The sequence below is a fragment of the Flavobacterium cheongpyeongense genome, from assembly GCF_003202435.1.
GTDB lineage: Bacteria > Bacteroidota > Bacteroidia > Flavobacteriales > Flavobacteriaceae > Flavobacterium > Flavobacterium cheongpyeongense.
The window spans coordinates 1-18823 of the sequence record NZ_QJHK01000032.1 but is presented as its reverse complement, the minus strand read 5'-3'; the positions used below and the strand labels follow the sequence as shown (position 1 = coordinate 18823).

The following is an 18823-nucleotide window of genomic DNA, read 5'->3' as shown; positions in this document are numbered from 1 at the left end:
TAAAAAAACTTTGCGACTCTGCGTCTTTGCGCAAATAAAAAGAACGCTACTTCACGAACTCAACAGCTTTAGTCAACGTCTCAGCAATTCCATTTGCATTTTTACCTTTTCCGGATGCGAAGAAAGGCTGCCCTCCTCCATTTCCTTCAATGTATTTTCCTAATTCTTTAATGACTGCATTTGCATTTAAACTTTTGCCTGCTACCAATTCTTTAGAGATATAACAGTGAATATTTGGCAAACCATCTTCGACAGAAGCTAAAAACACAAACGAATCTGGTTTTGAAGTTCCTAAAGCAGAAGCTAAATCTTTCGTAGAAGCCATACTTAAATCTACCTGTTTCGCAAGGAAATTTACGCCGTTTACTTGTTGGAAATCATTCTCTAAAACAACTTTTAAAGCATTAACCTTTTCTTTTAATAACTGCTCAACCTGTTTTTTTAGTTTAGTATTATCATCCTGAAGAGAAGCAACCGATTTTAAAATATCCTGCGGATTTTTTAGCGTTTCTTTTATCTCTGCCAAAGTATTTTCCTGGCTTGAGTAGAAGTTTTTCACAGCATCACCTGTAATGGCTTCAATACGACGAATTCCAGCCGCTACAGCACCCTCAGAGATGATTTTGAAATGCCAGATCTCTGCTGTATTTTTTACATGAATACCTCCGCACAATTCTTTACTGTCGCCAAACTCAATCATACGAACATTGTCTCCGTATTTTTCGCCAAACAAAGCCATTGCGCCTTTGTCTAATGCTTCCTGAATTGGAATATTTCTGTGTTCTATCAATTGTAACTGTGCTTCAATCTGAGCATTTACAGAAGCTTCAACTTGTTTAAGTTCCTCATCAGAAACTTTACTAAAATGAGAGAAGTCAAAGCGCAGATAATTCGGATTTACCAATGAACCTTTTTGCTCCACATGCGTTCCTAAAATGCTTCTCAAAGCCAAATGCATCAAGTGCGTAGCCGAGTGATTTTTTGATGTTGATGTTCTTAAATCAGTATTTACTTTTGCTACAAAACCTGCTTCTACATTTTCAGGAAGCTGTTTTGCAAAATGCAGGATTAAGTTATTTTCTTTCTTTGTATCGATAATTTCAATCGTTTCATTAGCTGAAACTAATGTTCCTTTATCTCCTACTTGGCCTCCTCCTTCTGGATAAAATGGCGTGTTGTCTAAAACTATTTGGTACAAAATACCATCTTTTTTAGAATCAACTTTTCTGATACGTGTGATTTTTACTTCGTTATCTGTTTTATCATAACCTACAAATGTTTCTACATTTCCTGGAATCAAAACATTCCAGTCTTCTGTAGAAATTTCAGAAGCGGCGCGAGAACGTGCTTTTTGTTTTTGTAGTTCCACTTCGAATTCTTCTTCATTATATGAGAACCCTTTTTCTTTTAGAATTAAGGCTGTCAAATCTTTTGGGAAACCAAATGTATCATACAATTCAAAAACCTTAGCACCAGAAACTTCTTGTCCTGTAGTTTCAGCAATTACATGATCCAATAATTGTAATCCCTGATCTAAAGTCCTTAAAAATGAAGCTTCTTCCTCACGAATTACATTAGTAACAAATTGTTGTTGCGATTTTATTTCAGGGAAAAATTCGCCCATTTGGTTTGCCAGAACTTCTACCAATTTATTGATAAACGGTTCTTTCGTATTTAAGAATGTAAATCCGTAACGAATGGCACGACGCAAAATTCTGCGAATTACATAACCGGCTCCAGTGTTTGATGGCAACTGTCCGTCGGCAATAGCAAAAGCTACAGCACGAACGTGATCGACAATAACACGAATGGCAATATTGGTTTTATTTTGTTTTTCTTGTATTGACAAGTCGCGACTTGTCATTGCATCGTTTGAAGTGTATTTTAATCCCGTAATTTGTTCTACTTTTTCGATAAGCGGTGTAAAAACATCGGTATCATAATTCGAAGTTTTTCCTTGTAATGCCATACACAAACGCTCAAATCCCATTCCGGTATCTACATGTTGTGCCGGAAGTTTTTCTAATGAACCATCAGCTTTACGGTTGAATTCCATGAATACATTATTCCAGATTTCTACCACTTGCGGGTGATCATTGTTTACTTCTTCTTTTCCAGGTTTTAACGCTTTTTCTTCTTCAGAACGTAAATCAACGTGAATTTCAGAACAAGGTCCGCATGGTCCCTGATCGCCCATTTCCCAAAAATTATCTTTTTTATTTCCAAGAATAATTCGGTCTTCATCAATTAATGTTTTCCAGATATCCCAGGCTTCCTGATCGAATGGCACATTATCTTCTTTGCTTCCTTCAAAAACAGAAACATAAAGATTTTCTTTTGGAATTTTATATACTTCTGTTAATAAAGTCCAGGCCCAGTTAATAGCCTCTTTTTTGAAATAATCTCCAAAAGACCAGTTACCCAGCATTTCAAACATCGTATGGTGATAGGTATCAAAGCCAACATCTTCAAGATCATTGTGCTTTCCTGAAACACGAAGACATTTTTGCGTATCGGCTATTCTTGGACTTTTTGGCGTTCCGTTACCTAAAAAAAATTCTTTAAACTGGGCCATTCCCGAGTTATTAAACATAAGGGTTGGATCGTCTTTAAGCACGATCGGAGCAGATGGGACAATTAAGTGTCCGTTGCTTTTAAAAAAGTCCAGAAATTGTTTACGTACGTCTTGTGATTTCATGTTGTAATTAGAAAATGTGATAATGTGATAATGTGTTAATTTGATAATTAAAAAATGTGTTAATTTGAAAATGCGATAATTAGATAATTTTAAATTAAACTTACTGGTTCAAACAATAAATTACCCAGTTCACTCATTATCTAATTATCAAATTGACTCAATTATCTAAATTATTTTATTCTTGAAAAAAGCCCCGAACAACTGAAACATTTAGTAATTTTGTTCGACTAACTCTTTTACGAGCTGCAAAAATAGGGTATTTTAAAATATGGCGAAAGTAAAATATTATTACGACTCAGAAAATCTGGCTTATACGAAAATAAAAACAAAAAAGAGGATCCAAATTGGTTATGCCTTCTTGTTTTTACTCGCTTCAGCATTGTTTGGTTTTTTAGTATTTGTCCTTTTAATTAATACACCCTATTTTGAAACGCCAAAAGATCGCTTACAAGCCCGTGAAATAGAAAATTTAAAAATACAATATGCAATTTTAAACAAGAGACTGGATGAAATTGATGATGTAACCGAATCCTTAGAAGACAGGGATAATAATATTTACAGAGCTTATTTTAACAAAACCGAAATTCCGGATTCTATTAGAAAATCCGGATTTAAAAACACGAACAGATATAAAGATTTAGAAGGCTATAATAATTCGCAATTGGTACTGAATACCACCAAGCGAATTGATCAGCTTTCGAAAGAACTGGCTATCCAATCAAAATCATTAGATGAAATTTTAAAGCTTGCCAGCACAAAAAAGAATTTATTAGCTGCCATTCCTGCCATTCAGCCAGTTCGAAACGAGAATTTGAAACGAATGGCTTCCGGTTTTGGGTATCGAATTGATCCTTTCACGAAAGTGCGAAAAATGCATAACGGCATGGATTTCACTGCTAATACAGGTTCACCAATTTATGCTACAGGCGACGGCATAGTAGCAAGAGCTGACAATTCGGCATCCGGCTTTGGAAACCATATCGTCATCAGGCATGGTTTTGGATATGAGAGTTTATATGCCCATTTAAGCAAATACAAGTGCAGACCCGGACAACGTGTCAAACGTGGAGATGTCATTGGATATGTAGGAAGTACAGGAAGATCAGAAGGACCACATTGCCATTATGAAGTACATAAAGACGGAAAAGTCGTAAATCCGCTCAACTTCTATTACGGAAATATTTCAGCGGCAGAATATGTGGCTATTTCCCATATGGCAAACCAGGAAAACCAGTCATTAGATTAATACTGTAAAAAGTATTATTTTTGAAATAAATTAGAAATAAAAAAAATGCACATTGAGCTTTCTAAAGATAAAAGATATTTCAGCATTGGCGAAGTTGCCAGGGCTTTTAATGTCAATGCGTCTTTGATACGATTTTGGGACAGCGAATTTGATATCCTGAAGCCGAAAAAGAATGCTAAAGGCAACAGAATGTTTACGCCTGAGGATATAACGAATTTACAATTGATTTATCATTTGGTCAAAGAGCGTGGTTTTACACTTGAAGGTGCCAAAACACATCTGAAAGAAGGACAAAAGAAAACATTAGATAAATTCGAAATAATACGTAAATTAGAGACGATAAAAACACAATTGACAGAAATTAAAAACGAATTGTAATTAAAAATAGAAATAAACTTAAATTAAACAAATATGAAAAAGTGGTTAATCCCTGTAGGAATTATTGTAGCGCTTATTGCTATTATCGCATTTTGGTCAATCGGAATTAAAAATACTGCTTTGCAACACAGTCAGGCGGTAAATAAAGATTGGGGAAATGTACAAACAGCTTACCAAAGACGTAATGATCTTATTGGGAATTTAGTAAATACTGTAAAAGGTGCTGCTGATTTCGAAAAATCGACGCTAACTGCTGTGATTGAAGCCCGTGCAAAAGCAACTTCAGTAACTATTGATCCAGCTAATGTAACCCCGGAACAATTAGCACAATTCAATCAGGCACAAAGCGGTGTATCTTCGTCCCTATCAAAATTATTAGTTTCTGTTGAGCAATATCCAACATTAAAAGCAAACGAAAATTTCCTGAAATTACAAGATGAACTGGCAAGCACAGAAAACCAGATTTTAACAGCAAGAACCCGTTTTAATGAGTCAGTGCAGACTTACAACGGATATGTTTTAAAAATTCCAAACAATTGGTTCCTTAGTGAATACAAAGAAAAACCATACTTTGAAGCATCTACAGGTGCAGATAAACCGGTTGAAGTAAAATTTTAATACAAATAAAATCTAAACTCTAAAAATAATTTCAATGTCAAAAGTAGAAGATTTTTTAACCAAAGAAGAAGAACAGGAAATTGTTGAAGCTATTCGTGTGGCTGAAAAAAACACTTCTGGCGAAATTAGAGTGCATATAGAAAAAACAACTTCTAAAGTTCCTTTTGACAGGGCTTTAGAAGTTTTTCATGAATTACGAATGGATGAAACCCAACTTCAAAATGGGGTATTATTTTACTTTGCAGTAGAAAATAAAAGTTTTGCAATTTGTGGAGACAAAGGTATAAATGATCTTGTCGCCAATGATTTTTGGGATTGTACCAAAGATAAAATGACAGAACAATTTAAAGCCGGAAAATTCAAACAAGGCATTGTTGATGGCATTTTAAATGCCGGTGAACAATTAAAAAACTACTTTCCATGGACTGAAGGTGACACAAACGAATTATCTAACGAAATATCAAAAGGATAAATAATGAAAATTTCCAAAAATAAAATATCAAATTCCAATGGAATTTTTCTGTTTACCTTTTTGTTAGCGCTTTTTATTTCTAATAGTATCTTTGCGCAATTTGAAATACCTAAAATCCCCGAAAAACAAACATCAGTTTACGATTATGCTAATATTTTAAGTGCTTCAGAAAAAACACAATTAGAAGAGAAACTAATTCGGTATTCAGATTCAACCACAACTCAAATTGTAGTCATAACAATTGAAAGCTTAAAAGGAGAAGATGTTAGTCAGTTAGCCACAAAATGGGGGCAAACCTGGGGAATTGGAGGAACAAAACAAGACGATAACGGCGTTATCATACTATTGGCCAAAAATGAAAAAAAGATTGCGATAAATCCGGGATATGGCCTAGAAGATCGTTTGACAGCCGGAATTGGCGGAACCATCATTCGGAATATTATTGTCCCTGAATTTAAAGCCGGAAGTTTTTATAATGGTCTTGACAAGGGTACTGATGCTATAATTGATGTCTTTAAAGGAAAATTCAAGGGTGAACGTAAGCAAACCAAAGGAAAAAGTTTTCCGATACTCCCATTTATTGTTATTATTGTAATTGTATTAATTTTACTCTCCCGAAACAAACGAGGTGGAGGAGGAAATTCAGGCAATAGTGGCGGAGGCCCCAGCCTGATGGATGTCATTCTTTTAAGTAGTCTCGGCAGAAGCAGCGGAGGAGGTTTTGGCGGAGGATCATCCGGAGGTGGTTTTGGCGGCGGCGGCTTCGGTGGCGGATTTGGCGGTGGCGGATTCTCAGGAGGAGGTTCAAGCGGCAGCTGGTAATTTTATTTCAGGTTTCCAATTTCAAGTTTTCGTATACTGTTAATTTTTACGCTGCTTTAGCTTAAAATTATCATTCATAATTAAAAATTATTCATAACTAACGCAGATGTTATCACATAAAGCAAAATACGCCCTTAAAGCCTTACTTTATCTGGCAGAACAAGATGAAAGCCATATTTCTAAAACGATAGAAATTGCTGAGGGGGCTAATATTCCTAAAAAGTTTTTAGAGCAGATTTTATTGGATCTGAAACGAGGGCATTTTGTGAGCAGTAAGCAGGGAAAATTTGGAGGTTATTATCTGATAAAATCCAAAAATGACATTACTCTGGCAGAAATTCATCGTTTATTTGACGGTGCAATTGCGCTTTTGCCTTGTGCATCTTTAAATTTTTATGAGCGTTGTACAGATTGTAAAACTGAGGAAGAATGCAGCCTGCGCCATGGATTAATGATTATTCGGGATGAGACTTTAAAGGCTATGCAGAACATCACAATTGCTTCGCTGATAAAAAAATAAAAAAATATACCTAAAACTCTACTATATTTATAGAATTTATGTATTTTTGCCAAAAATAATTAACAAATCATTTACAAATTTTAAACCTATGAAAGTAAAATTAAGTAAGTCTTATGTATCAAAAAATCTTTTGGCAAAAAGTAATAATACAAATTTCACAGCAGTGAAAAACAATTCTGCTATGATGTGTATGTGTTGGTAAAAAAATTTAATTTAAATTCTACTAATTACATATATATAATATAAAAAATGAAAAATTCAATAAAAAATATATTTACAATATTATCAGTTTTAACCTTTTCAATATCCTTTGCACAAAATATTGAAGGAACAATCACAGATTCACAAAAAAAACCTTTAGGAGCAGCCAATATAGTTGTCAAGGGATCTACTATAAGTACTATTACAGATGAGAATGGGAAATTTAGCCTTGATACAAATGGCAAAAAACTCCCCTTAACACTTTTGGTACAATATGTAGGTTATAAAACTACTGAAGTAGAAATTACTACTTTACCAATTCCTCTTTTAGAGGTGGCATTAAAAGAAGAAAATGAACTTATTGAAGTTGTTGTTTCTTCAAGACGAAGAATAGAAAAAGTTCAGGATATTCCAATTGCAGTTTCAGTAGTAACCGGAAAACAAGCTGAACAAGCCGGTGCTTTTAACGTAAATCGTATAAAAGAATTAGTTCCATCAGTACAATTATATTCATCAAACCCCAGAAATACGGGAATTAATATTCGTGGTTTAGGCTCCCCTTATGGTCTTACTAACGATGGTATTGATCCGGGTGTTGGTTTCTATGTCGATGGTGTTTATTACGCACGTCCGGCAGCAACAACTTTAGATTTTATAGATGTTGAACGAATCGAAGTATTACGAGGGCCTCAAGGTTCTTTGTTTGGTAAAAACACAACTTCTGGAGCTTTTAATATTACCACACGCAAACCCAGTTTTACATCAGGTGCAGATTTCGAGGTAAGTTTTGGAAATTATGCATTTCTTCAGGCTAAAGCTTCTGTTACAGGTGCCTTAAGCAAAAAAATTGCCGGAAGACTTTCTTTTTCAGGTACACAACGTGATGGCTTAATCGATAATATTGCAACAGGAAGAGCTACAAATACCTTAAACAATCAGGGAATCAGAGGACAGTTGCTTTATACTCCGTCAGAAAACACCAATATTATATTAGCTGCAGATATTACAACTCAGCGCCCTGATGGATACGCACAGGTAATTGCAGGTGTTGCACCAACAAACAGAGCGGCCTATCGTCAGTTTGATGCTATTATTGCCGACTTAAATTACCAATTACCAAGCAGAAACGCATTTGACCGTAAAATTGATCAGGACACCCCCTGGAGATCCGGACAAGACATGGGAGGTATATCTTTGAATATTGATACTAAAATTGGTGGCGGAACTTTAACATCAACAACTGCATGGCGTTTTTGGAACTGGGACCCATCAAATGACAGGGATTTTACAGGGTTACAGGTTTTAGCAAAATCACAAAATCCAACCAGACAAACCCAAATAACACAGGAAGTACGTTATGCTGGTCAGCTCACCTCTACAATTAGTGGTGTTGCAGGTGTATTCTTTATTGATCAGACATCACAAACAGATGGTACTGAAGAATCCGGAAATGCCCAATGGCGATTTTCTCAAAGTACTACAAGTAATTTATGGAAAACACCGGGCCTTTTTGAAGGATACGGAATAAAAACAGATGCCAGAATCAGAGCTTCCAGTGCTGCAGTATTTGGACAATTAGACTGGGCAATAACAGATCGCCTGCATGCATTACCTGGTTTACGATATAACTTCGATAAAAAAGAAGCTAATTACAAACGTACTACATATGGTGGCCTTCAGACAACCGACCCTGCATTAATCGCTTTAAAAAAATTAGTGTATACCGATCAGGCTTTTGATTCCAGTACAGATGATACCGATTTTTCAGGAAATTTAACCCTGACATATAAAATTAGTGATAAAATCAATGCTTATGCCACTTACGCAAAGAGCTACAAACCGGTTGGTGTAAATGTTGCAGGGCTTCCTACTCCACCCGCTGGTCAAACCCTTTCTGATCTTTCAGTAATTAAGCCTGAAGATGTAAATCATTATGAAGTAGGCGTAAAAACCTCACCGTTTAAAAATTCAATTTTTAACCTTACCTTCTTTAATACTGCTATTAAAGATTTTCAAACCAACGTTCAGGCTGCCGAATTAGGGGTAAACCGTGGCTATCTGGCAAATGCTGATGAAGTGCGCGTAAGGGGTGCTGAACTGGATGCAAGTATTGTTTTTGGCCAGCACTTTACTATAAATGCAGCCGGAACTTATACTGACGGTAAATATGTTAAATTCACGAATGCTCCACTTCCATTAGAAGAAACCGGCCTTGTTGTTGACGGAAAAGCTGTAAACTACAAAGATGTCTCTGGATCTGATTTGCCTGGTGTATCAAAATGGGCGGGATCTTTAGGAGGTGAACTTTCAGATAATGCCAGATTCTTTGGAAATACAGGAAAAATTTTCCTTGGAATAGACTCTTACGCACGTTCTGAGTTTTCTTCAAGCCCATCAGCGTCAAAATATTTAGTGGTTCCTGGTTATGCTCTATTTAATGCCCGTTTAGGTTTCCGTGCATCACAAGGCCTATCGGTTCACTTTTGGGGACGTAATATTTTTAACAAAGATTATTATGAGCAATTATTGCCAGCAGGTGGAAATGCCGGACATTATGCTGCGGTTTTGGGTGATCAAAGAACTTACGGAGTTACTTTAAAATATTCTTTATAATTTTTTAGTCACTCTAAAATTAAAAAACCGCCGCACTGTGCATTACACTTTGCGGCGGTTTTAATTTCAAAAATATAAACTGCTATTTTTAATTATGAAAAAAAAATACTTTATATTAAACTCCTTAATCATTCTGATTTTTACAATTTTATCTTCAAAATTATATGCTCAAAATGAAGCAGAAATTTTTCCAAAAATAAAAGCTACTGTAGGAATTGTACATCCATTAGTAACATTTACATCAGGAGAAACAACTACTAATTTTAAAGATCATTACGTTGTTGGAATGCCAATTGCCATAAACGTTTGGAAAAATAAAACTATTGGTTTTTCATTCGAAATAGTTCCAACTATAAGAAGCGACAAAGAAATTAGCAAAGTCAATAACGTATTAATTCATCCGGGAATACTGGTGCGATTAAAAAACGACTTTACTTTTGCGGGCAGAATGGCTTTTGAAACATCCGGCCGATATGGTTTTACTCCTGTATTGAGCAAAGCCATTGGTATACATGAAGATTATAATTATTACATATCTGTACCTTTACCCACAAGATTTGGCAATGACAAACCTCCTTCATTAACATTAGGTCTTCAATTTGGAATCTCGTTTTAATATTATTTAAACCAAATTATGTCTGAAATCATAAAAAATAAACCTAATTACACTTTAACCGACCTGGTTAAATATTTTCTTAAACTTGGCACAACAGGATTTGGTGGTCCTGTAGCCTTAGTTAATTATATGCAACGTGATTTGGTCGAAGACAAAAAATGGATTAATGACTCCGACTTTAAAGAAGGATTAGCATTATCTCAATTAGCCCCAGGTCCATTAGCAGCACAATTAGGGATTTATATGGGGTTTGTGCACTATGGCATTTTAGGTGCTACGTTATCCGGGCTGGCGTTTGTTCTTCCTTCTTTCATAATGGTAGTTTTATTAGGTATGGCTTACAAGGTATATGGTGGTTTACCATGGATGCAAGCTGTTTTTTATGGTATAAGTGCAGCTGTAATTGGTATCATTGTTTTGAGTTCTTATAAAATTACTACCAAATCGATTAGCAAATTTGAGATTACTGCCATAAAAAATAATTGGCTTCTCTGGATATTTTACTTCTCCGCTACTATTCTTACCGCTGTAACTCAAAGAGAAGAACTAACATTATTCATCGTTTTAGGTTTTATTTATATGATTGTAAAAGCACCTCCCAAATGGATCAAACGACATAAAACAGCTTCTTTATTTCTGTTAGCTACCTCTGGATTCTCTGCTGTAGAACTTGGAAAACTAGGAGACCTTGCCTGGTTCTTTATTAAAGCCGGAGCCTTTGTTTTTGGAAGCGGTTTAGCTATTGTTCCTTTTTTACACGCCGGAGTTGTTAACGAACACCATTGGCTAACCGAAAATCAGTTTGTTGACGCCGTTGCTGTAGCCATGATTACTCCCGGTCCTGTTGTTATTACGGTTGGATTTATTGGTTATTTAGTAGGTGGATTTACAGGAGCCTGCGTTGCTGCTTTAGCAACTTTTCTCCCTTGTTATTTGTTTACCGTTATACCTGCTCCTTATTTCAAAAAAATATCGCAAAACAAAAGTATCAAAGCATTTGTTGACGGAATAACTGCCGGGGTAATTGGTGCTTTGGTTGGTGCAGTAATAGTAATTACTCTGCGCACAATTATTGATATTCCTACAGCTCTGATTGCTATAGGAACCCTCTTAATTTTGATATATGTTAAAAGGTTACAAGAACCTCATATTATTGTTATTGCTGCTCTAGTGGGAGTCTTAATCAAGCTAATATAGCCCTTATCTGTTAGTTAAAACTTAACATTGTAATTGATAAAATCACAAAATAGAATTCAAACCCAATTTAAAAACCATCTTACTTTTCTATAAATCTATTCACATTTGTATATATTCGCAGCTTGAATTGATAAAAATTGATGAAGATTTTCAGATTTATTGTTTTTTTAGTCCTTATTAGCCAAATTGTTTTTTCTCAGAGCAAAAAAAACATCGAACACCAAACATTAACCTGGCTTCGGTACTACACTATTTTGCCTATATCTGAAAAATGGTCCCTGCATTCGGAATTTGATAATCGGAGTTTTGTTCATCCGATTCATGAAAATTTATGGGTTCTAAGAATTCAGGGAAGATACCGTACCAACAAAAATATTGACTTAGGCGGCGGATTGGCTTATTTTAGCGTAAATACACAGACTCCTCTTACTGATCCAGATTTTACAACTCCTGAATATCGCGGACAACAGGATATTACTTTTATAAATGATATAGCAAAAATTACTTTTCATAACCGTTTTCAGGTTGAAGAAAGATTCATTCAAAAGGCGACCAAAACAGAATTATTAAACGATTACTCTTTTGCTTTCAGGTTCAGATACCGGCTGCAATCGACTTTTACACTTTGGGAAAAAGAAAAAAGAAGTTTAAAAGCAACAATTTCTGATGAGATTTTGTTGAATTACGGAAAAGATAATAAGAAAAACACCTTCGACCAAAACCGAATTTACGGAGCTTTACGATACCATTTCAACCCCAATATTGGTTTGGAATTGGGCTATCTGAAAAGTTTTCAGAGGCGTGCCAGCGGTGTTGATTTTTATGATCGTGATATTCTTCGTTTTACTGTTTATCACAGAATTAACAGAAAAATTAAATCGTAAAAAATCAAATTCTAATAATTTGTTGAAACAGTTTTTCAATAAAAAACTCCAGTTTTTTGCTGGAGTTTTTTATCATCGTATCTATTTCTTTTTAAGCATTTTAAACTTTATTCTTCTCTTTCTCTTCCGCCGCGCTCTCCTCTATCTCCACCATCTCCGCGTTCACCTCCTCGTCTTTTAGATCCTTTTTCTGCTGCAAAATTCCCGATTTTATACGCTACAGAAAACATCACATAACGTTTTAGAACGGTATTTTCTTCATCACGTACCGAGGTTGCCGAAATGGTCCTGGTAGCACTTTGGTTCTGATTCAGTACATCATACACTTTTATTTTAGCGTATAATGTTTTCTTTAAAAAACCATACGACAAACTGGTATTCCACAGGTAAAAATCTTTTTTAAAATCATCCGAAATATTAGAATTATAAGTATATCCAAAATCGTTTCCAAAAATCAAATTGTCCGGCCAGTAGGTTGTGGTTTGTAAATTAGCCCTATGCACAACTGCCGAAGTCGAAGTCGCAGAAGTATTTTGATAGTGAGTCTCATTAAAAGACAAACCATAAGACGGAGATATAGTCAGTAATTCACCATATTCATAAGTAAAATACAATTTAGGCGAAATTGCTGTTGATTTGGCATTAAATAAAACCGTATTTGTATATCCTTTATCAAAAGTATAACTTGCGTTTAGCCCAATTCCATATCGCAAAGTATGTGCTTCTTTTTTAATCGACTGATTCCAGTTTGCACCCCCTGAAAGAGAATAATTTCCAGAAATATTCACATACGTTGTTGTTCTTTTACCATTTTCATCAAAGACAGAAGTTGACACAATATCATTATTATAATAATCTCCTTTTAGCGAAAAAGCATAACCTGAACGGCTGCGAAAATCGAAATTCCTGAAATTAAAATTCATCGAGTTTTTCTCAATAGGATCTAAATCAGCATTACCAATGATGCTATTCAACGGATTGTTTAAATTAGCAATTGGCATTAAATAATTTGCTGAAGGTATTGCATTTGAGTAATCGTATTTTAATGTCAGATTCTTTGATTTACTAAATTTATATCGCAACTGGGCAGTGGCAAAAGGTAAGGCATATTTTTTATTTAACTGGGTTTCATTACCCATATACAACGAATAATTATCAAAATTGACAATAGACGTTTTTGAATCCAGATTTAATGTATATTTATTTTTTCTTAATGTAATCCCCACTTTTGGCGTAAACGCATTTTGTTTAGAGTTTGTATACGTTGTCAATGAAGAATTTAAACCTAAAATCTCGCCTGTTTTCCGGTCAACATCATAGGTTTCCTGGTCATTTGATGAACCCTGCCAGTCAAAATCAGAACCAAAGCGCACTCTAAGAGAATCTGTAACGGGCTCGGTATATTCAAGATCCAAAGAATAGGAATCTGAAACATTTCTACCGCCTGTTTTTTGGTATCTATCAACGTTTTTATCTGGTTCCAGAGTAAAAAAGGTGTTTGAATCATTAAACCCATCTGAATCATTCCTGGTATTATTATTCGAAAAAACAAAGCTCATATTTCGCGATTTCTTTTCGAATGCCTTATTAAAATTGATTGTATTTGCAAAATTTGTGGCAGTATTTTCTCTATAAGAAACTGAGCTGCTCTTGTTTAAAAAATCTTCATTATCCTCTGCATCCTTAGTTGTACTGTTCGAATTGGAGTTTCCATTAGAACGTGTCTGACTTAGATTTGGAATAATAACAAGACTAGTTGTTGGATTTATTTTATACTCCAGTTCAAAATTAGCTTTGTTGCCCGTACTTTCACTTCTTGTGTTGGAATCTGAATGAGTAAAATTATTTCCGGTTGGCAGAATAATAGCTTCATTGACCGTGCTTTTGTTATTGTTAATTGTATTTGAAAAATTATAACTTCCGGAGGCCATTAGTTTTTCTGTCCAATCATCAGAATAATTGATCCCTAACAAATTAGATTGCGTAATTCCTTTGCCTCCTGTTGAACTTTTTCCTCCTCTGGCAGTTCTTCCCCCTCCCATACTGTCGAATACCTCATCCTGACTAAAACCCGTAGAGTTAATATTATTTGAAGCCCCAAGAATACTTATTTTTTGTTTATTATTGAAAAAATTCATGATCAGACTGCTTTCGTAGCGATCATCAGAACCATATCCGGCTAAGATTTTACCAAAATAGCCTTTGTTTTTCTTTTCATCAATAGTAAGATTGATACTTGAATAATCCGAAGTAGATTCCTGTTTGGATAATTCTTCTTTTTTCGTCTTAAAATCAGAAACCTGAACTTTTTGTATAATTTCAGCAGGCAAATTTTTCAATGCCATAGCACCGTCCCTGTCAAAAAATGGCTTTCCGTTTACCAGAAGCTGATTTACTTCTTTTCCGTTAACCGTTATTTTTCCGGCATCATCTACGTCAAATCCCGGTAATTGTTTTAATAAGGTTTCTACATTTGCATCCGGACGGACTTTATAAGAAGCAGCATTATACTCTAAGGTGTCCTGTTTCATACGAATTGGCGGAGCTTCGCTTTTTACAATAACCTCATTTAATGCATTTACGCTTTCGACCAGATATAATTTTCCGAAGTCTTTACTTTCCAAAAGATTATGTTGCTCTTCTGTGTAGGTTTGATAGCCCAGATAATTTATTTTAAGAAAAACAGGTTTGTCCAGCTTTTTAGTATTTAACCGAAACACACCGTTTTTGTCTGTTGTAGCATAATCGATGACAACCGAATCTTTTACAGTTGTAAAATAAACCGTCGCCATTTCAACTGGAACTTGCGAATTAATATCAAGAACGATTCCTTTGAGTACAATATCATTCTGGGCATTAGCACTATAGGCAAAAATAAAAAATAATAAAAAATGAGATAATCTGGTCATACAAATATTTGGTTAGAACAATAAGACTCCAAATGAATCAAAGGGTTTAATTGTGATTTTTACATTTATCTAAACATAATGCCAATTCACTTTCAGTATTATTGTTTCTACAATACCAAGACATAAAAAAAGTCCCAAAAATGGGACTCTATATTTTCTATTTTTCTCTGATATAAATATCTATCGGAACCCCTGCAAAGTCCCAGTTTTCTCTAATCTTATTTTCTAAATAACGCTTGTAGGGTTCTTTTACATATTGTGGCATATTGGCAAAAAACACAAACTGAGGCGTTAAAGTAGGCAACTGCATACAGTATTTAATTTTGACATACTTGCCTTTTGTTGCCGGCGGAGGATACGCTTCAATTACCTTTAACATAAATTCATTAAATTTTGAAGTAGGGATTCTTTGTTTTCTGTTTTCAAAAACCTGTACCGTAGCTTCAAGTGCTTTCAATAAACGCTGTTTTGTTAAAGCCGAAACAAACAAAATTGGCACATCTGTAAAAGGCATTAATTCTTTTTTGATTTTCTCTTCGTAATCACGAGTAGACATGGTATCTTTTTCTACCAAATCCCATTTGTTTACCAGGATCACAACCCCTTTACGGTTTTTTTCAGCGAGCCAGAAAATACTCTGGTCCTGCCCTTCAAATCCTCTGGTTGCATCGATAACCAATATACAAATATCGGCATGCTCAATTGCTCTTACCGAACGCATTACCGAATAAAATTCTAAATCTTCCTTAACTTTTGCTTTACGACGAATTCCTGCTGTGTCAACAAGGTTAAATTCAAAACCAAAACGGTCAAATTTGGTATCAATAGCATCACGTGTTGTTCCTGCAATATCTGTTACCATAAACCGGTCCTGACCAATCAATGCATTAATAAAACTCGATTTTCCTGCATTTGGACGCCCTACTACGGCAAAACGAGGTAAAACGACCTCTTCCTGAACTGGCTCGGGTTTTACCGGAAATGACTCAATCAAAGCGTCTAACAAATCTCCTGTTCCGCTTCCTGAAATACTGGCGAACGTAAAATAATCCCCTAAACCAAGATTATAAAACTCTACAGCATCTTTTTCGCGCATGGCATTATCCACTTTATTGACAGCCAGCAATACCGGTTTTGTTACTTTTCGCAACAATTTTGCCACCGTTTCATCCATTGGTGTAATACCTTCTTCTACATCAACCACAAAAATAATAACATCGGCTTCATCGATAGCAAGTTCAACCTGTTTACGGATTTCACCTTCAAAAACGTCATCAGAACCACGAATGTACCCCCCGGTGTCAATCACAGAAAATTCTTTTCCGTTCCACTCACTTTTACCGTAATTTCTGTCTCTGGTAACTCCGGAAACTGAGTCCACAATGGCCTCTCTTCTTTGTATCAGCCTATTAAAAAGGGTTGATTTCCCTACATTAGGTCTTCCTACTATCGCAACAATGTTATTCATTTTTTTGAATTTTAAGCTTTTGGATGCAGATTGTTGATTCTGCTTTTGACAAAATCACATAAATGGCCAACCCAAAATACTGTGTTTTAATTTTTTGCAAAGGTAGTTAAAAAAGTGGCTAAGTTGCTACGTTTCTAAGTCCCTGCGTTTTTTATTGTAACTCTTGTTATTTTCAGGACCAAATTCCAGCTATCCGCTATATCTTTCTCTGGCTAAAGGAGCCAGAAAAAGGATGCCGCTCCTATCTGGGCTAGGGCTTTTGGGGTACAAGAAGATCCTTTTCATTATTTTTTCTTAACCAGCCCAGCAATCTGTCATTCTCTATTTTATAATTGCCCTCCTGAAAGTTCATAACAAACGTTTCTTTTGAACTGCTAAATGGTCCGGGATTTTGCTGCATAATTTCGATTTCATTTTCTGAAACTTTAGAAATTATGGCCACATGTCCAAATCTGTTTAAAACTGATCCGGAAAAAACAACCAAATCTCCGATTTCAGGTTTTGATTTACCCGGATTTGTGTATTGCATTAAATTTCGTTTTACGTTCAGTTCACCATCCTTAACTTCAGGATCAAAAAAATCCTTTGCATGTCCGTATGCGTCCGGCATTTTGTGCTTAAAATGCTCATAATAATATCGTTTTACAAACTCAACACATTGGTATTTTAGTCCTAGATTGTAATGGTCTTTTGTAACGTTTCTCTCAAGAACATTATCAACACCTCCATTATAGTACACTTTTACACCATGTAAACTATCCAGTACCTGACCTATTTTATAATTTTGATTAAAATTTATTCTTTTTACAACTTTTAGTCCTGCATAACCCAAGGTTAAAACTGAAATTACTATAAAAACAATCTTTTTAATTTTCATTAATTTCTATTTAAGAACCAAGGTTTTTTTAGTTCGTATGCGTGAGGGATGGAAACGGTATCCTTTTGTGGCCGGGTTCGGCACAAAAGATATAGTGTACAGCCCGGCCCTTGGGACACGCCCAAACCTCATTACTGATTATATCCGAAACGTTTCAGCATATTGGCGTTGCTCCTCCAATTTTTATTGACTTTCACCACCAATTCGATATGAATTTGTTTTCCGAAGAATTTTTCCAGATCAGCACGAGCATCGGTTCCAACTTTTTTAAGAGCAGCCCCTTTGTGCCCAATAATGATTCCTTTTTGTGTTTCGCGTTCCACCATAATAATAGAACGGATTCTGATGATTTTTTCGTCTTCAAAAAACTCTTCTGTTACAATTTCTACTGCATACGGAATTTCTTTGCTGTAGTTCAGTAAAATCTTTTCACGAATGGTTTCGTTTACGAAAAAACGTTCCGGTTTGTCTGTCAACTGATCTTTTGGGTAATAGGCCGGAGACTCCGGAAGTAATTCTATTATTCTGCCAAAAACTTCGGGAACGTTAAAATTCTGGAGGGCCGAAATTGGAAAAATTTCTGCGTTTGGCACTTTTTCTTTCCAAAATGCTACCTGCTCTTCCAATTGTTGCTGGTTTGAATTGTCGATTTTATTCAATAATAACAGAACCGGAATTTTAGCGTGGATGATTTTATTAAAGAAAGCTTCGTCTTTTAAGTCCTGCTCCCCTATTTCGACCATATAAATTAAAATGTCTGCATCTTCAAAAGCCGATTTTACAAAATTCATCATCGATTCCTGCATTTCGTATGCTGGTTTGATGATTCCGGGTGTATCAGACAAGACTAGCTGAAAGTCTTCTCCGTTTACGATTCCTAAAATTCTGTGACGTGTAGTTTGTGCTTTTGACGTAATGATTGATAATCGCTCTCCAACGAAGGCATTCATCAGGGTTGATTTTCCAACGTTTGGATTTCCGATAATGTTTACGAAACCTGCTTTATGTGACATTTTGAATATAATTTATTGTGCAAAGGTAGTCATATCAACTTAATACAGAAAATAAAACATTTTTTTAAGTTTTCATTGTTTTTCTCAAAAATGGGCGTATCTTTGCACCCGAAACATCGCGGGATAGAGCAGTAGGCAGCTCGTCGGGCTCATAACCCGAAGGTCACAGGTTCGAGTCCTGTTCCCGCTACTAAGTAAAAGCTTCAGAGAAATCTGGAGCTTTTTTGTTTATAGCGTTTTGAAATATGGCTGAATTTGTTGTTTACATTCTTTATTCTGAAAAATTCAAGA

The 18823-nt window shown here is 35.4% G+C and carries 15 protein-coding genes and 1 tRNA gene; 11 read left to right on the top strand and 5 right to left on the bottom strand.

Features of this window, described 5'->3' with window-relative positions; translation table 11 throughout:
* Window positions 1-46: 46 nt before the first annotated feature.
* Window positions 47-2698 carry an alanine--tRNA ligase gene (gene alaS / locus DMB65_RS21155; protein ID WP_110308617.1) on the bottom strand — a complete coding sequence of 884 codons (2652 nt, stop codon included), beginning with the start codon at window positions 2696-2698 and terminating at the stop codon, window positions 47-49.
* Window positions 2699-2966: 268 nt separating this feature from the next.
* Between alaS and DMB65_RS21150 the strand changes: the two genes are divergently transcribed.
* The 10 genes from DMB65_RS21150 to DMB65_RS21105 all read left to right on the top strand — a co-directional run bounded on the left by DMB65_RS21150 (window position 2967) and on the right by DMB65_RS21105 (window position 12265).
* Window positions 2967-3944, top strand: a complete 978-nt coding sequence (locus tag DMB65_RS21150; protein WP_110308616.1) for a M23 family metallopeptidase — start codon at window positions 2967-2969, stop codon at window positions 3942-3944.
* A 45-nt stretch (window positions 3945-3989) separates the two neighbouring features.
* The gene (locus tag DMB65_RS21145; protein WP_110308615.1) at window positions 3990-4322 is read left to right on the top strand and encodes a MerR family transcriptional regulator; all 333 of its coding nucleotides are present in this window, start codon (window positions 3990-3992) and stop codon (window positions 4320-4322) included.
* A 33-nt stretch (window positions 4323-4355) separates the two neighbouring features.
* Window positions 4356-4940: a LemA family protein gene (locus tag DMB65_RS21140; RefSeq protein ID WP_110308614.1), complete on the top strand. Its 585-nt coding sequence runs from the start codon at window positions 4356-4358 to the stop codon at window positions 4938-4940.
* 34 nt (window positions 4941-4974) lie between these two features.
* Complete coding sequence (locus DMB65_RS21135) at window positions 4975-5412, top strand: TPM domain-containing protein (RefSeq protein ID WP_110308613.1); 438 nt, start codon at window positions 4975-4977, stop codon at window positions 5410-5412.
* 3 nt (window positions 5413-5415) lie between these two features.
* Window positions 5416-6234 (top strand): TPM domain-containing protein, encoded by an 819-nt coding sequence (locus DMB65_RS21130; protein WP_110308612.1) that lies wholly within the window; start codon window positions 5416-5418, stop codon window positions 6232-6234.
* Between the two features lie 106 nt (window positions 6235-6340).
* Window positions 6341-6754, top strand: coding sequence for an RrF2 family transcriptional regulator (locus tag DMB65_RS21125; RefSeq protein ID WP_110308611.1), 414 nt, complete (start codon window positions 6341-6343; stop codon window positions 6752-6754).
* A 249-nt stretch (window positions 6755-7003) separates the two neighbouring features.
* Entirely contained in the window at window positions 7004-9568 is a 2565-nt protein-coding gene (locus DMB65_RS21120) for a TonB-dependent receptor (RefSeq protein WP_110308610.1), read from the top strand.
* A 94-nt stretch (window positions 9569-9662) separates the two neighbouring features.
* Window positions 9663-10184: a hypothetical protein gene (locus tag DMB65_RS21115; protein ID WP_110308609.1), complete on the top strand. Its 522-nt coding sequence runs from the start codon at window positions 9663-9665 to the stop codon at window positions 10182-10184.
* An 18-nt stretch (window positions 10185-10202) separates the two neighbouring features.
* Window positions 10203-11381 carry a chromate transporter gene (locus DMB65_RS21110; RefSeq protein ID WP_110308608.1) on the top strand — a complete coding sequence of 393 codons (1179 nt, stop codon included), beginning with the start codon at window positions 10203-10205 and terminating at the stop codon, window positions 11379-11381.
* A 140-nt stretch (window positions 11382-11521) separates the two neighbouring features.
* Window positions 11522-12265, top strand: coding sequence for a DUF2490 domain-containing protein (locus DMB65_RS21105; protein ID WP_110308607.1), 744 nt, complete (start codon window positions 11522-11524; stop codon window positions 12263-12265).
* Window positions 12266-12372: 107 nt separating this feature from the next.
* Here DMB65_RS21105 and DMB65_RS21100 read toward each other — a convergent pair whose 3' ends face one another.
* From DMB65_RS21100 to era, 4 genes are all read right to left on the bottom strand, one after another.
* Complete coding sequence (locus DMB65_RS21100; RefSeq protein ID WP_110308606.1) at window positions 12373-15174, bottom strand: outer membrane beta-barrel protein; 2802 nt, start codon at window positions 15172-15174, stop codon at window positions 12373-12375.
* 157 nt (window positions 15175-15331) lie between these two features.
* On the bottom strand, window positions 15332-16642 hold the full coding sequence (gene der / locus DMB65_RS21095; protein WP_110308605.1) for a ribosome biogenesis GTPase Der: 1311 nt from the start codon (window positions 16640-16642) through the stop codon (window positions 15332-15334).
* A gap of 250 nt (window positions 16643-16892) precedes the next feature.
* Window positions 16893-17519: a CHAP domain-containing protein gene (locus tag DMB65_RS21090; protein WP_110308604.1), complete on the bottom strand. Its 627-nt coding sequence runs from the start codon at window positions 17517-17519 to the stop codon at window positions 16893-16895.
* A 131-nt stretch (window positions 17520-17650) separates the two neighbouring features.
* Window positions 17651-18532 carry a GTPase Era gene (gene era / locus DMB65_RS21085; protein WP_110308603.1) on the bottom strand — a complete coding sequence of 294 codons (882 nt, stop codon included), beginning with the start codon at window positions 18530-18532 and terminating at the stop codon, window positions 17651-17653.
* A gap of 117 nt (window positions 18533-18649) precedes the next feature.
* Here era and DMB65_RS21080 point away from each other — a divergent pair.
* Window positions 18650-18722: transfer RNA gene (locus tag DMB65_RS21080), tRNA-Met, on the top strand.
* Window positions 18723-18823 lie beyond the last annotated feature (101 nt).